The 14,663-nt window shown below is 53.1% G+C and carries 13 protein-coding genes; 7 read left to right on the forward strand and 6 right to left on the reverse strand.

Annotated elements, in window-relative coordinates:
* Nucleotides 1-104: 104 nt before the first annotated feature.
* Nucleotides 105-2,093: an AsmA family protein gene (locus C9J01_RS21905; RefSeq protein WP_158264587.1), complete on the forward strand. Its 1,989-nt coding sequence runs from the start codon at nucleotides 105-107 to the stop codon at nucleotides 2,091-2,093.
* Here the strand turns inward: C9J01_RS21905 and C9J01_RS21910 are convergent.
* Genes C9J01_RS21910 through C9J01_RS21920 form a run of 3 tightly spaced genes read right to left on the reverse strand, consistent with a single transcriptional unit; the run spans nucleotide 2,048 to nucleotide 4,378 of the window.
* Complete coding sequence (locus C9J01_RS21910; protein ID WP_107300277.1) at nucleotides 2,048-2,968, reverse strand: bifunctional GNAT family N-acetyltransferase/hotdog fold thioesterase; 921 nt, start codon at nucleotides 2,966-2,968, stop codon at nucleotides 2,048-2,050. The two genes, C9J01_RS21905 and C9J01_RS21910, sit on opposite strands and share 46 nt — an antisense overlap.
* A 46-nt stretch (nucleotides 2,969-3,014) precedes the next feature.
* A complete protein-coding gene (gene dtd, locus C9J01_RS21915; RefSeq protein WP_107300278.1) occupies nucleotides 3,015-3,452 on the reverse strand; it encodes a D-aminoacyl-tRNA deacylase in 438 nt (145 codons plus the stop codon).
* Nucleotides 3,449-4,378, reverse strand: coding sequence for a virulence factor BrkB family protein (locus C9J01_RS21920; protein ID WP_237157041.1), 930 nt, complete (start codon nucleotides 4,376-4,378; stop codon nucleotides 3,449-3,451). Before C9J01_RS21920 ends, dtd begins: the two co-directional genes overlap by 4 nt.
* Before the next feature lie 122 nt (nucleotides 4,379-4,500).
* Here C9J01_RS21920 and C9J01_RS21925 point away from each other — a divergent pair, with 122 nt between their 5' ends.
* On the forward strand, nucleotides 4,501-5,142 hold the full coding sequence (locus C9J01_RS21925; RefSeq protein WP_107300279.1) for a DUF2959 domain-containing protein: 642 nt from the start codon (nucleotides 4,501-4,503) through the stop codon (nucleotides 5,140-5,142).
* 13 nt (nucleotides 5,143-5,155) lie between these two features.
* Here the strand turns inward: C9J01_RS21925 and C9J01_RS21930 are convergent, their stop codons facing one another.
* Nucleotides 5,156-5,686, reverse strand: a complete 531-nt coding sequence (locus C9J01_RS21930; protein WP_107300280.1) for an AAA family ATPase — start codon at nucleotides 5,684-5,686, stop codon at nucleotides 5,156-5,158.
* A gap of 90 nt (nucleotides 5,687-5,776) precedes the next feature.
* Nucleotides 5,777-7,606 (reverse strand): translational GTPase TypA, encoded by a 1,830-nt coding sequence (gene typA / locus C9J01_RS21935; RefSeq protein WP_107300281.1) that lies wholly within the window; start codon nucleotides 7,604-7,606, stop codon nucleotides 5,777-5,779.
* A gap of 484 nt (nucleotides 7,607-8,090) precedes the next feature.
* Between typA and glnA the strand changes: the two genes are divergently transcribed.
* The 5 genes from glnA (at nucleotide 8,091) to C9J01_RS30075 (ending at nucleotide 13,170) form a co-directional block, all read left to right on the forward strand.
* Nucleotides 8,091-9,500 carry a glutamate--ammonia ligase gene (gene glnA / locus C9J01_RS21940; protein WP_107300282.1) on the forward strand — a complete coding sequence of 470 codons (1,410 nt, stop codon included), beginning with the start codon at nucleotides 8,091-8,093 and terminating at the stop codon, nucleotides 9,498-9,500.
* Between the two features lie 57 nt (nucleotides 9,501-9,557).
* A complete protein-coding gene (locus C9J01_RS21945; protein WP_146157108.1) occupies nucleotides 9,558-10,199 on the forward strand; it encodes a DUF4124 domain-containing protein in 642 nt (213 codons plus the stop codon).
* A 120-nt stretch (nucleotides 10,200-10,319) separates the two neighbouring features.
* Nucleotides 10,320-11,369, forward strand: a complete 1,050-nt coding sequence (glnL, locus tag C9J01_RS21950) for a nitrogen regulation protein NR(II) (RefSeq protein WP_107300284.1) — start codon at nucleotides 10,320-10,322, stop codon at nucleotides 11,367-11,369.
* Nucleotides 11,370-11,378: 9 nt separating this feature from the next.
* Nucleotides 11,379-12,794 (forward strand): nitrogen regulation protein NR(I), encoded by a 1,416-nt coding sequence (glnG, locus tag C9J01_RS21955; protein WP_107300285.1) that lies wholly within the window; start codon nucleotides 11,379-11,381, stop codon nucleotides 12,792-12,794.
* 247 nt (nucleotides 12,795-13,041) lie between these two features.
* Nucleotides 13,042-13,170: a hypothetical protein gene (locus C9J01_RS30075; protein ID WP_255526741.1), complete on the forward strand. Its 129-nt coding sequence runs from the start codon at nucleotides 13,042-13,044 to the stop codon at nucleotides 13,168-13,170.
* Between the two features lie 82 nt (nucleotides 13,171-13,252).
* Here C9J01_RS30075 and hemN read toward each other — a convergent pair whose 3' ends face one another.
* Nucleotides 13,253-14,626, reverse strand: a complete 1,374-nt coding sequence (gene hemN / locus C9J01_RS21960; protein WP_107300286.1) for an oxygen-independent coproporphyrinogen III oxidase — start codon at nucleotides 14,624-14,626, stop codon at nucleotides 13,253-13,255.
* Nucleotides 14,627-14,663: the final 37 nt, after the last annotated feature.

Consider the following 14,663-nt stretch of genomic DNA (forward strand, 5'->3'; position numbering starts at 1 on the left):
CCCTGTGCTTGCAGCCGGGAGGAAATTGCCGCCTAATAATCATTGCCTCGGTACCATTATACTGAAGGCAATTGACTGGGAGTTGTCGGATGCTGGGAGCCGCTATGCGTATTATTGGGAAGATTATTGCCACTTTAGCTGTGCTCGCTGCATTGGGAGCGACCATCATCCTGACCCTGCTCCATACCCAGTATGCCGCCCCCATGCTCCGCCAAGCGGTCAACCAACTAACCCCCTACACCTTAGACCTTGCAGATGTTCGCTATCACATCCGTGACCCATGGCACCTGACACTTCTTAGCCCATCATTGAGCATCAATGACAGCCAGCCACCAATGAGTGCTGACCGCATTTCGTTTTGGCTTAGCCCTGACTCACTGACCAAACGCCAATGGCAGTTTGATAGCTTGTTGCTTGATAAGCCGGTTGTGCCCGCTCAGGCACTCAACCAGATCACGCTACCTGAGATACGCAGCCAGCGCCTTGCAATCAGCCGCTTGTACGTAAGCACCAACACGATGGTCCTCGGCCAGGCAGAACTCCAGCTTGATAATTGGCATTACCGCCCTGGCACGACTACACCTTGGTGGCAGCAGTTCAAGGGCAGCTTCCAACTGGCAGCCGACAGCGCCCAGTGGCAGCAATGGGAAACCCAGCAGCTTCTGCTTGATGGGCACTATGGTGACAGCCAATGGACCCTCAATGGCTTTTCGTTCGATTGGCAGCATGCCAGCGTCAATGGCCAACTCGGCTTGGACAGCGACAAAAAAACACTGACTATCCATCAACTGACCTTGTCCGGGCTGCAACTGCAAGACAGCGGATTAACGCAAATAATCCGACATCAGCTCGAGAACTGGGCCTCAGAACAATGGCAGGCGACCCTAAAGCGGGTCGATATCCTCGACAGCAGTATCGAGCTCCCTGCTGTTAGCCTCAACCATGCCAACCTTTCCATCACCAACTGGCAGTGGCCCCGCTCCGCTTATTCACAACAGGACGCCTGGTTATCATTCAATGCAGAGAGTGGCAGTTGGCAGCAGCAGCTATTTACTGATCCCCTATTGGATGTGAACTTCAGGCCGCATGAGGTCATTATCAACGGAGCCTCAGTCAATGCACTGGAAGGATATTGGCGGGTTGAAGGCAAAGCCTCCCCGGGGGCACTGCAACTGGATAACTTCACCAGCAAGGGGATCAAATGGTTCTTACCTGCCGATTGGGCGAACCACCTGTCTTTGGCCCTCTCACCATTTAAGCAAATCAATATCCAATCTTTGGATATCGGTTATGCCCAGCTGACCGCAGCTGACAGTGACACCCCTTGGTATATCAATGGACTCAACGCCAGCGGCAAGAATATCGAGCTCCGTACCCAACCTTATCTCAGCCTATGGCAAGGCAATGTCGCAGCGACTGCCCGCCAGGCTAGCCTCAATACTGTCGACTTATTCGAACCGCTTGTCGAGATGAGCAGTGATAACGGCCAGTGGCAATTGGAACAAGCCTTTCTGCCGTTCAAGGATGGGTTGCTAGAAGCAACGGGGCAGATTGCTCTGAGCAAAGAAGGGCAACCTTGGCAGTTAGCCCTTCAGGGTGATAGCCTGCCAGCCCACATTTTACCACGCTGGCTATCAGTACCTTGGCCCGCTAGCGGCCACATTGATATGACTGCAGCCTTTCAAGGGCTCGGCCAGAACTATGCCAGCCTGTCCCATAGCCTGAACGGCGAGCTGCGGGCAGCATTCCGTGATAGTGCTGTCGAGCTAGGCGGCGAAGTGCTATTCAATGCCTGGCAGCAGGCATCTTCATCGGACATACCAGCAGCCACCAAAGCAGAGGTGGATAAGGCCACACCTCTAGCCATCACACCACTCAAGATCACCAGTGACCGGGGGCGAATGACGATTTCACCGCTCAGCATTACCGGCAAAGAGATAGACGTGCTATTTAAAGGCCAATGGGATTTGGCCACGCCTTCCGGGCAGCAACTGGAATTGGAGGCGAAGATAGGTTGCCAGCGCCTAACCAAGCGCTGGCAGGAAGGTCAGCAAACAGTATCTGGCTCGTTGTGTGACGGCAGCAGCATATAAGTGCCGGTGAACGTCGAAGCCAGTTCATCGCCGCTGTAGACATTGACCTTAACGATAGCCCGGCCCTTACGGTGGGTCGCCAGTCGTTCTACGTCACCCTCAAGATCTTCCACCGTGACCACCGCCCGAGGACGTTCTTTGACGGGTGAGCGATAACGGATGTGGCTATCCACCAGCATGATATCGGCTTTGTACTTGCGCTCTTTGAGCAACATCCAGACAAAGCCCCAGCCAGCCAGTGTTGCCATCGTAAAGATACTGCCAGCAAACATATTGGCTTTGGTATTTAGGTTGGCATTGATAAGGGCACTGACTTCAAACCGGTAACCGGTGTACTGGCTGATCTTCACCCCCATCCGTTCACTGATTGGGATCTGGGACTGCCACAGTTCTTGCAACTCCTGACACCAATCCGGATGGCGCACCACTTCGGTGAGTGGGTCGAGGTGCTTGAGCATTTGCTGGTGTCGTACCGGCCCCTTTTCCTCACTCAACTCACCCTGATTAGCAAAGCCGCTCCGCAGGTAAAACGGAATTGCATCCTCGCGGGCATTACACACCAGGCGTTTCGCTCCTTCCTCACGGGCCAGTGATTCCAGCGCCATCAGGACAATCGCCCCCATCCCCTGGTGGCGGTGATCCGGGTGGACCGCCATGTAGCGGATCTGGCCGTCGTTGTCCGGTGTCATATATAGACGGCCAATCGCGATAGTCTGGCCGTTATCACTGACTATCATCCGGTGGCTGCTCAAATCGTCGTAGGCATCTCGCTCTGAACCGACCGGCATATGCCAGGGTTCACGCAGCATCCGCCAGCGAAAATCATAATAGCTCGCCAGCTCTTCTTCCGTTTGGGGGGTGACAAGTCGAAACATGAAATCCTTCTCCAGCGTTCCTGAGGCAACGGTGCCTATTAGATAATTATACCTGCAACCAGAAGGTTACCGGGCCATCGTTGAGCAGTGCCACTTTCATATCAGCGGCAAAGATGCCCGTTTCCGTCTTGATCCCTGTTTCCTTGCAGCAATCAACAAAGTATTCATACATACGCTCGGCATCTTGCGGTGCCGCACCATTGGAAAACCCCGGGCGCATTCCTTTCTTGGTTTCGGCTGCTAGGGTAAATTGCGATACCACCAACACACTGCCACCGGCTTGCTGGACATTGAGGTTCATCTTGCCCTCTTCGTCCTCGAATACCCGATAGCCTAGCACTTTTTCGCGCAGGCGCTTGGCCTTGGCTTCATCATCGCCTTTTTCGACGCCAAGCAGAACCAGCAAGCCCTTGCCGATAGCACCCGTCACCTGGCCATCAACCGTTACACTCGCTTCGCTCACCCGTTGGATCAGTGCAATCATTCGTTTTTACCTTTTCCTACAATCTGTTGTGAGGCTGTTTGTTCATTCTCTGCCTGAAGATCCACAGCCTGTTGAATATCCGACAGTTCTTCCTGGGTGGGTACGGTAGTTTGCCACCCCTTGGTTTCTGGGTGCCAATGGCTTTTCTCGCCGAGGCTCGCCGTAATTTCCGCCCCGAACAATACAATACACCAGCACAGGTAAACCCATACAAATAAAATCGGCACCACGGCCAACGCGCCGTAGATCACCTGGTAAGAAGGGAAATTAGTGATATAGAGGGCAAAACCTTTCTTGCTCAGTTCAAACAGGATACTGGCAATAACGGCACCAACCAAGGCATGGCGAAACCGTACCTTGGTGTTGGGCACCAATAAGTAAAGCCCGAGAAAGGCGCTGCTCGACATAACGACCGGCAGCCAGCGCAACGAGCGCTGCAGCAGGCCATTAACCGCATCGCTGCCGAGTAAGTTGAGCGAGCCGAGATAAGAGCTGACCGCAATACTGGTTCCGACCAAAATCGGCCCGAGGGTCAGGACCATCCAGTAAATTGAAAAAGAGATCACCGGGCGGCGCTTTTCATGGACCCGCCAGATGTAGTTGAGTGACTTGTCGATAGACGAAATCAGCATCATCGCCACGACAAATAATGCTCCGACCCCCACCGCCGTCATCTTGCCGGCATTGGCCACAAACTCGTTGAGGTATTGCTTGACCACTTCACCGGCTGCCGGGACAAAGTTCTCAATCACAAAGTTTTGCAGCAACTCCCCAAGCCCGGCAAACACCGGAAAGGATGACAGGGCCGACAATACCACAGTGATAAGAGGCACCAAGGACAGCAAAGTCACATAAGCCATCGAGCCCGCTGTCACAGTCAGCCGGTCATGGCCAACCCGGTGGTGCAAATACCCGGTAAATGCCATAGCACTTCGCAGCCTGTCACGCCAGATAGATTTGCTTGTTGCCGTTTTGTCATCCATAGTCATGTCATTAATTGCTTTTAATTACAGTCACTTTTCACATATTAGGACACATGGAGTCAACTATGCCCTATTTGCTTGCCTTCCTTCTCAGCCTAACCGTACTGACCGGTTGCCAAAGTGCCTATTACTCGGCCATGGAACAGGTCGGCATCCACAAACGGGATATCATGGTCGACCGGGTCGAAGATGCCAATGAGGCCCAACAAGACGCCCAACAACAGTTTACCAGTGCACTCGATGCCCTTAAGGCCCTCAACCAGTTCGACGGTGGCGAACTGGAAAGCGCCTACAATCAGGTCAATGACCAGTACGAGGCCAGTAATGATGCCGCTGAAAAAGTGCGTGAGCGCATTGCAGCAATTGAAGATGTCGCCGACGCCCTGTTCGACGAATGGCAAGATGAGCTGGAACTCTACAGCAGCAGCAAACTGCGCCGCGATAGCGAGTCCAAGCTCAACAGCACCAAGGCTTCATACCAACGGATGCTCAGTGCGATGCACCGTGCCGAACAGAAGATGGGCCCAGTACTGGATACCCTACGCGATAACACTTTGTACTTAAAGCATAACCTCAATGCTGCCGCGATTGGTTCTCTACAAGGAGAATTCCAGTCCCTGCAGCGCGATATCCAACGGGCGATCACCGATATGGAAGCAGCGATTGCCGAGTCCGAGCGCTTTATTTCCCAACTGCAACGCAGCTAGCCCGCTGCTGCAGTTAGTCCTGCTTAAGCCGGGCCAGTAACCAGCTGGCCCGCTCTTCGATGCCATCCCACGGAATATCAACCACCTCGTAGCCAAGCTCTCGGTAAGTTTCAATAAGTTGTTGATGGATCTGCCCTGCCTCGGCAAAGCTGTGCGGGCGCTCTTCATCCTGAACATAGATATCGGCGTGCGGCGCGCAAACAAAGACCGTCGGGAAGTAACCCTTGGCCATGGTTTGGTAATGTTCATCTACTTTGACGCCACCGATAGTCAAATAAGCACAGATATCCCCTATTGCGCGGTCAACAAAGGCCGGCATCGTCCCGCGCTTGGCCTGCTCACGCTGGTTGCTCATCCTATCAAGGCAAAGCGCAGCAAAGGACGGCAGATCGGTCCAGGGCAGTGCACCATCAGGTAGGGCAGACTGCTCGCGGATCAAGGTGCGGGACACCTCGGGGAAGGTCATATATCCGCGCCGAGCTAATGCATCGAGCAGCGAGGTTTTCCCTGCACCCGGTCCCCCGGTAATAATGATAGGTTGCATAGTCGTTCTTCTTTTTTGTAGGGTTCAGATACAACAATCCCCCCATGGTAGCACCGATGGGGGGATGGTTTAACGGCTAACAGCTAGCAATTATTTTGCTGAGCGGCTTGCACGCTTACGATCAGTTTCCGTAAGTAGTTTCTTACGAATACGGATGCTTTCAGGTGTTACTTCCACTAGCTCGTCATCATCGATGAACTCAAGTGCTTGCTCAAGCGTGTACTTGATCGGCGGAGTCAGCACCTGCGCGTCATCGGTACCAGATGCACGGACGTTAGTTAGCTGCTTACCTTTCAGGGCATTAACCGTCAGGTCGTTGTCACGGCTGTGAATACCGATAACCATACCTTCGTATACTTCTACACCGTGACCGATGAACATGCGGCCACGCTCCTGCAGGTTGAACAGGGCGTTAGTCAAGGCTTTACCCGCTGCATTAGCAATCAGTACGCCATTGTTACGCTGACCGATGGTACCGCCTTTGTGCGGGCCGTAGTGGTCAAACGTGTGGTACATCAGGCCAGAACCAGAAGTCAGGGTCATGAACTCAGTCTGGAAACCGATCAGGCCACGAGAAGGCATCATGAAGTCCATACGCACACGGCCTTTACCGTCTGGTGCCATGTCAGTCAGCTCACCTTTACGCAGGCCGATGTTCTCCATAATACCGCCCTGGTGCTCTTCCACCACGTCGATAGTTACGGTTTCGAACGGTTCCATCAGCTGACCATCTTCTTCTTTGATGATAACTTCAGGGCGAGATACCGCTAGCTCGAAGCCTTCACGGCGCATGTTCTCGATAAGGATAGACAGGTGAAGTTCACCACGGCCAGATACGCGGAACTTGTCTGGGTCTTCCGTTTCTTCAACGCGCAGGGCAACGTTGTGTACCAATTCTTTTTGCAGACGCTCAAGGATGTTACGTGAAGTCACGTACTTACCTTCTTTACCCGCGAACGGAGAAGTGTTCACCTGGAACGTCATGGTTACGGTTGGCTCGTCAACAGACAAAGCAGGTAGTGCTTCAACCGCGTTCACGTCACAGATAGTGTCAGAAATCTTAAGCTCGCCAAGGCCAGTGATTGCGATGATGTCACCAGCAGTCGCCTGCTCAACTTCGTGACGCTCAAGGCCAAGGTAGCCAAGGATAGTACCGACTTTACCGTTGCGGGTTTTGCCGTCTGCACCGACAACAGTCACTTGCTGGTTCGGCTTCACGCTACCACGGGTAACACGGCCAACACCGATAACACCCACGTATGAGCTGTAGTCAAGCTGAGAGATCTGCATCTGCAGAGAGCCGTCAACGTCAACATTAGGTGCTGCTACGTTGTCAACGATAGCCTGGAACAATGGTTCCATGTCATCGCCAGTCTCGCCTTCTTCCAGAGTTGCCCAGCCGTTAAGCGCTGATGCGTAAACCACTTGGAAGTCTAGCTGCTCATCAGTTGCACCTAGGTTGTCGAATAGGTCGAATACCTGATCCATTACCCAATCAGGGCGTGCACCTGGGCGGTCGATCTTGTTGATTACCACGATCGGCTTCAGGCCGTGGGCAAACGCTTTCTGGGTTACGAAACGCGTCTGAGGCATTGGGCCGTCAACGGCGTCAACAATAAGCAGTACAGAGTCAACCATCGACATGATACGCTCAACTTCACCACCGAAATCGGCGTGTCCTGGGGTATCTACGATGTTGATGCGGTAATCATTCCAGTTAATCGCTGTGTTCTTAGCAAGAATGGTAATACCACGCTCTTTTTCGATGTCGTTGGAATCCATTACGCGTTCTTCAACTTCACCGCGAGACTCTAACGTGCCAGACTGCTGAAGCAGTTTGTCAACCAGGGTGGTTTTACCGTGGTCAACGTGCGCAATAATTGCGATATTTCTTAATTTATCGATCTGTGGATTAGACATGGATTCACATTCACTCAGAACATGCAGCGACCGGATGGCGCTACTTGGTTAAAAAAACGGCTCATAATCTAACAGATTTTACGCCAAAACCCACGTAATATGTGATTTATATCACCGCCTTTTTCTCTCTGGCCGTTCTATTTGGGGTTTTTCCCGCCCCGTCAGCCCACAAACCGCTCTGGCAGACCGGTTTATTGCTTGCCTTTTTCTATTCTGACTAATTGACAATATGCCGCGGTGGGCTAATGTAGTTACGCGCACCATAAAAGGGATAATCACACCAATTGCACCAACTTGGTGCAGTCATTCCCCATAAAGGTGCAAAACATGGACTTAATCAGCCCGAAATACCCGCTAAGTGCGCTATTTTGGGGCTTTGAAAAGTTGGCACGGTTATAGCATTGTATTAGAGCAATAGAGCAGAACACGCTCATTCCTAATTTGTTGTGGCCAATGCCCAACCTAACACCGGAGGTTACTCAAGATGTCAGTAGAAAACGTACTTGCGCTGATCCAGGAAAACGAAGTTAAGTTTGTTGACCTACGCTTTACCGATACTAAAGGTAAAGAGCAGCACATCTCTATCCCAGCCCACCAGATCGATGCTGACTTCTTCGAAGAAGGCAAAATGTTCGATGGCTCTTCTGTTGCTGGTTGGAAAGGTATCAACGAATCAGACATGGTTATGATGCCAGATGCAGCGAGCGCGGTACTTGACCCGTTCACAGAAGATGCAACGCTAAACATCCGCTGTGACATCCTAGAGCCTTCTACTATGCAGGGCTACGACCGTGACCCACGTTCTATTGCCAAGCGTGCAGAAGACTTCATGCGTGCAACAGGCGTTGCAGATACCGTTCTTATCGGTCCTGAGCCAGAGTTCTTCCTATTCGACGACGTGAAGTTCGCAACCGATATGTCTGGTTCTTTCTTCAAGATCGACGACGTAGAAGCAGCTTGGAACACAGGTTCTGACTTCGAAGGCGGTAACAAAGGTCACCGTCCAGGCGTTAAAGGCGGTTACTTCCCAGTAGCGCCAGTTGATTCATCACAAGACATCCGTTCTGCTATGTGTCTAATCATGGAAGAAATGGGTCTAGTTGTTGAAGCACACCACCACGAAGTGGCAACTGCAGGCCAGAACGAAATCGCTACCCGTTTCAACACCCTAACGGACAAAGCTGATGAAATCCAAATCTACAAGTACGTTGTTCACAACGTTGCTCACGCATTTGGTAAAACTGCAACCTTCATGCCTAAGCCACTAGTAGGTGATAACGGTTCTGGTATGCACGTTCACCAGTCTCTAGCTAAAGACGGTGTTAACCTATTCGCTGGCGATAAGTACGGCGGCCTATCTGAGATGGCTCTTTACTACATCGGCGGTATCATCAAGCACGCTCGCGCAATCAACGCATTCGCGAACGCATCAACTAACTCATACAAGCGTCTAGTTCCAGGCTTCGAAGCGCCAGTTATGCTAGCTTACTCAGCTCGTAACCGCTCTGCTTCTATCCGTATCCCAGTGGTACCAAGCCCGAAAGCACGCCGTATCGAAGTTCGTTTCGGTGATCCATCAGCTAACCCATACCTATGCTTTGCAGCAATGCTAATGGCTGGCCTTGACGGTATCCAGAACAAGATCCACCCAGGCGAAGCGATGGACAAAGACCTGTACGACCTACCAGCAGAAGAAGCGGCAGAAATCCCAACTGTTGCTGAGTCTCTACAAGGCGCACTGGCAGCCCTAAACGAAGACCGTGAGTTCCTAACAGCGGGTGGCGTATTCTCTGACGACTTCATCGATTCTTACATCGACCTGAAATCTCAGGACGTTGAGAAAATCAACAGCACTACTCACCCACTAGAGTTCGAACTGTACTACTCAGTTTAAGTAACTGATAAATAAGTCGACATAATAGATTTAGGCCAGCTTCACAAGCTGGCCTTTTTGATCTTGTCCACCCAAGCTGATGCTGTTGAAAATACCCAGAACACCCACAACCCGGAAGACACCATGTATCGGCTTCCCCATGTACTCGCAGCGATGATAGTGGCTTTGGCCGCACTCCCTACCACCACCCCAGCCTCTGAGATCTATACCTGGCAAGATGAAGACGGCACCACCCATTTTTCCGATAAGCCCTATCCCGGTGCAGAACGACTCGATATCCAACTACCAGCACCTGCAACGCCCCTCTTGACAGAAGAGGAGCCGACACCTGCGGGTTTATCGGCCATCGGTGACCAGCTATCCGATGAACCGGCGCTGCCATCCCCCAGCATCCAAATTGATAGCCCAGCGGATCAACAAACCATCCGCGATAATCAGGGCAATATGACCATCATCGCCTCAGCAAACCGGAAACTCAGCCAAGGCCACAGTGCACAGCTGCGACTTAATGGTGAAGTATACGGCCGCTCCCAGGCCCAACTGACTTGGCACCTCACCAATATTGATCGTGGCAGCCAGACCTTACAGGTAGAATTGCTCAAACACGGCAAGGTTATTGCATCTTCTAAAGAAATGACTGTCTTCTTGCACCGTGCCCGTATCAACCAACGCCCAGCACCGCTCCCGGTGCCCAAATAACAGGCGTTCGCCATTTTTTCGTTCACGATACCAGATAGACAGGCTACACTTGATTGCACCAATATGGTGCATTGGCAGCTCAATGCACCATGATGAACTGCACCAACAAGGATGGTATTTGTGACGGCTGACATTTCTTCCCTGATCCTGGACAACCAAGTCACGGCAATCGTGTTGCTCGATGAGTCGCTGACCATACGCTACGTCAATCCGGCGGCAGAGCAGTTGCTATCGTTCAGCAAGCGCCGGCTCAACAACACCCGTTTTTCCGACCTGCTCCAGCATACCTCACTGGACTTAAACCTGATCCCCGAAACACTACAAAGCGGGCAGGGGTTGGCAGACAGTGACGTAACCTTTGTCATTGATGGCCGTCACCACACCCTCGAGCTCAATGCCAGTCCACTGTCATGGCAGCGCGAGCTACTGATCTTGCTCGAGCTAAAACCGATTGACCAACAACGCCGGATCAGCCAAGAGCTCAGCCAACACGCCCAGCAGCAAGCTGCCAAGGAACTGGTGCGCGGGTTGGCCCATGAAATTAAAAACCCGTTGGGTGGACTGCGCGGTGCAGCTCAGCTGTTAGAAAAGACCCTGCCCGACCCGAGCTATACCGAATATACCCAGATGATCATCGAGCAGGCTGACAGGCTGCGCAACCTTGTCGACCGCTTGCTTGGGCCACAGCGCCCCGGTAGCCGCCAGCAAGACAATATCCACGTGGTGTTGGAAAAAGTCCGCCAGCTGATCAGCATTGACTGCGGCGAGAATATTCACCTCCACCGCGACTATGATCCCAGCCTGCCCGACTTCACCATGGATGCCGAGCAGCTCGAGCAGGCCATTCTCAATATTGTCAGCAATGCCTCGCTGGCCCTCAAGCAGCATGGCGGTGGCAATATTACCCTCAAGACCCGTACTGCCCACCAGGCGTTAATTCATGGCAAGCGCTACCGCGTCGCCGCCAAGATCGACATTATCGACGATGGCCCCGGGATCCCCAGCGATATCCAGGACACCCTGTTCTATCCCATGGTGACCGGGCGCGAGGGCGGCACCGGACTCGGGCTTTCCATTGCACAGAACCTGGTCGACCAGCATCAAGGCAAGATAGAAGTTGTCAGCTGGCCGGGCCATACCAAATTCACCTTGTATTTACCGATTATGTAGAGGATTAGCATGAGCAAAGGACTAATTTGGGTCGTCGACGACGACAGCTCTATCCGCTGGGTACTGGAGCGGACCCTCAACGCAGCCGGACTGAAATGTGAAACCTTCGCCAATGCCGACAGCGTGGTAGAAGCACTTGAGCGCAGCGTCCCTGACGTACTGGTCTCCGATATCCGCATGCCAGGGATGGATGGCTTCTCGCTACTCAAGGTGCTACAAGCCGATTACCCGACCCTGCCGGTGATCATCATGACTGCCCACTCCGATCTCGATGCGGCGGTCAATGCCTACCAGGAAGGGGCCTTCGAATACCTGCCAAAACCATTTGATATCGATGAGGCAGTGAGCCTAGTCGAGCGGGCAGTGACCCATAGCCAAGAGCAGAAGCGCCAGCAGCAACCCGAGGCCATTGAAAAGAATGCACCGGAAATCATCGGTGAAGCACCAGCGATGCAGGAAGTTTTCCGCGCCATCGGCCGCCTGTCCCGTTCATCCATCTCGGTGCTGATCAACGGTGAGTCCGGTACCGGTAAAGAGCTCGTGGCCCATGCCCTGCACCGCCACAGCCCACGCAGCCACAAGGAATTCATCGCCCTCAACATGGCAGCGATCCCCAAGGATTTGATTGAGTCGGAGCTGTTCGGCCACGAGAAAGGCGCCTTCACCGGTGCCAACAGTGTCCGCCAGGGCCGCTTCGAGCAAGCCAACGGCGGGACCTTATTCCTCGATGAAATCGGTGATATGCCCTTGGATATCCAGACCCGGCTATTGCGGGTACTGGCCGACGGCCAGTTCTACCGGGTCGGTGGCCACTCCCCGGTCAATGTCGATGTCCGGATCATTGCGGCGACCCACCAGAACCTCGAACGCCTGGTGGCCGAGGGGGATTTCCGTGAAGATTTATTCCACCGCCTCAATGTTATCCGAGTCCACCTGCCGGCGCTCAAAGACCGCCGACAGGATATCCCGCAACTGACCCGCCATTTCCTCAAGCGCGCCTCTGATGAGCTTGGTGTCGAAGTCAAAACCCTGCACCCAGATACCGAAGAAGCCCTAACGACCCTGGATTGGCCCGGTAATGTCCGCCAGCTAGAAAATACCTGCCGTTGGCTCACCGTCATGGCAAGCGGCAAGGAAATCCTCCCTGCTGACTTACCACCGGAACTGTTGGCGCCAAGCGAACCGGAGTCCAGCGAAGGCGGCCACCAGCACTGGCACAATGCACTGGAAAAGTGGGCCTTCGACAACCTGCGCCAAGGCCACCAGAACCTACTCGGTGAAGCGTTGCCGGAATTCGAGAAAATCTTGCTGGAAGCGGCACTGGAGCACACCCATGGTCATAAGCAGGAAGCGGCTCGGCTGCTCGGCTGGGGACGCAACACCTTGACCCGTAAACTCAAAGAGCTCAATGTCGTGACTGACTAATTCGCTTTTCTGTACGGAAGGAAGCTCAACCACACACAGAGCTTCCTTCCGCACAGTGATTGAATGAAAATTCAAACAGGTAAACAGACAGCAGCCTTGAAAATTAAATGCCAATTACTGGCCATTTTTTGACCTACCCCCATTCCATCTTCGCTCATTTTGCGTACAATACCCCCCGACTTCAGCCAAGCCTGAAGCCACACCACACAACGCGAACATAACACCAAGAACACAGTGGAATCCCACCATGCTGGAAAGTTTATTTTCATTCAGCGTGGCAATCCCTGCTGTCAGTGAGATCGCAGCCAATGGCCCGGGCCATTTTGCTGCCGGCATCCTGGCACTGATTGCTGCGGTGAACATGTTTAACGGCTGATAAATCAGCCGATACAAAAAAGCCCCCGAACCGCATGGCTCGGGGGCTTTTTGATTATCTCGGCAACGTGTTCTGGTCAGCGTTAGATAACCCGGGAGAACTGCTGCTGGCGGGCACGGTGGCGCAAGTATTTGTCAAAGCACATACAAATATTGCGGATCAGCAAGCGGCCCTTGAGCGCTACATCAATCGCGTTATCGCTAACCTCTACCAGGCCATCATCGATAAAGGTCTGTAGCAACTCGATATCTTCGGCAAAGTAGCTGTCGAACTCGATACCAAACTGCTGCTCAATGGCTTGTTTGTCGAGGTGGAAGTTACAAATCAGCGACTTGATGACCTCGCGGCGTAACAGGTCATCACTATCCAGCGAGACCCCTTTCCACAGCGCTTCACGCTTCTCGCCAACACTGGCGTAGTACTGCTTGAGCTCTTTCTGGTTCTGGGCATAGCAATCGCCAATCATCGAAATAGCCGAGACACCAAGGCCCAGCAGATCGGTGTCGCCCTGGGTGGTATAGCCCTGGAAGTTGCGGTGTAGGATCCCCTCACGCTGGGCAACAGCCAGTTCATCTTCCGGCAGGGCAAAGTGATCCATACCGATAAACTGGTAACCGGCACCGGTCAGGGTGGCAATCGTCTGCTGTAAAATCGTCAGCTTAGCGTTAGCCTGAGGCAAGTCTGCCTCTTTGATCTTGCGCTGGGCCGCGAACAACTTCGGCATATGGGCGTAGTTGAAAATCGACAAACGGCCCGGGCGCATGGTCAGCACCTGCTGCAGGGTTTGGGCAAACAGCTCAGGCGTCTGCTTTGGCAGGCCATAGATCAAGTCAAGGTTGGTCGAGCGGAAACCCAACTCGCGGGCACGCTCTACCATGGCAAAGATAAAATCTTCATCCTGTTCACGGTTGACCAACTTTTGGACTTCCTTGTTGAAGTCCTGCACCCCGATACTCAGGCGGTTGAAACCCTCGCTGCGTAGGTGGTCAAGCATATCAAGCTCGATTTCACGCGGGTCGACCTCGATGCTGATCTCGGCATCAGGGGCAAAGGTGAACTGCTCGCGCAGCAGCCCCATCAAACGGCTGACCTGCGGCTTGGTCAGGAAGGTTGGCGTACCACCGCCCCAGTGCAACTGGCTGACTGTACGCTCACCCAGCAGTGCCGAACGCTGGCGAATTTCCTGCTCAAGCGCATCAAGGTACTGATCAGCCTTGTGCTGGTGACGGGTGATAATCTTGTTACAGCCGCAGTAGTAACACAGCTTGTGGCAAAACGGGATATGGACATACAACGACAGGTTGCGCTCAGGGTACTGGGCACACGCCATGTCAAATTCCGCTGGCGTGAACGCTTCGTGGAACTCCAGCGCCGTCGGGTATGAAGTATAGCGCGGCCCGGAATAGTTATATTTTTCGATTAAGGCCTGATCCCAAACAATTTGCTCATTTGACATGACTTACTTCCACTAAATTAGAGGGGAGAGAAAACTG

The sequence above is a fragment of the Photobacterium rosenbergii genome, assembly GCF_003026455.1.
Taxonomy (GTDB): Bacteria; Pseudomonadota; Gammaproteobacteria; order Enterobacterales; family Vibrionaceae; genus Photobacterium; species Photobacterium rosenbergii.